The organism is Candidatus Hydrogenedentota bacterium (genome assembly GCA_016791475.1).
In the GTDB taxonomy this organism is placed as follows: domain Bacteria; phylum Hydrogenedentota; class Hydrogenedentia; order Hydrogenedentales; family JAEUWI01; genus JAEUWI01.
Genome location: JAEUWI010000422.1, coordinates 1 through 536, shown reverse-complemented (window position 1 = coordinate 536; position 536 = coordinate 1). Strand labels below are relative to the sequence as shown.

The 536-nt window shown below is 64.0% G+C and carries 1 protein-coding gene; it reads left to right on the top strand.

Going from position 1 to position 536, the window contains the following annotated elements; translation table 11 throughout:
• Window positions 1-536 (top strand): AAA family ATPase (locus JNK74_30040; GenBank protein ID MBL7650411.1); only part of this gene is annotated, 536 nt, incomplete at both ends.

Genomic DNA, 536 nt, shown 5'->3' with positions numbered 1-536 from the left:
GGCGCAGCATCCGGCGCATCGCGCCCTGGATCCTGATCCCGGGCTTTTTGTGGTGGATGTTTTTCAGCGAAGGCGCGCGCGACACCTTTACGTTGCTCGGCCTGCTCTGGGAGAGCGTCCACCCGGTCAGCCGGACGATCATCGGTGTCACGCTGGGCACGGCCTTCCAGCTGGCCTTCGCGATCTCGTTCGCCATCCTGCAGTTTGTGGCGATCTTCTGGTTCATGAGCCAGACCCGGGTCGAGACCATCCGGCCCGAGGACCCGAAGTCCGTCACGTTCAAGGACTACTGGGGCCAGCCCAATCTGGTGGCACTAGTGCGCCAGTGGATCAGCCTGCTCGCCGATCGTCGCGACTTCGTCAAGATGGGCGGCAAGTACATCAACGGTATCCTGCTCTACGGCCCGCCCGGCACCGGCAAGACCATGCTGGCCAAGGCGATGGCCGGCGAGGCCGGCATCCCCTTCATCTCGATCGAAGGCTCGGGCTTCCGCGGCATGTTTTGGGGCGTGGACGTGCTTCGCATGGTCCAGTTC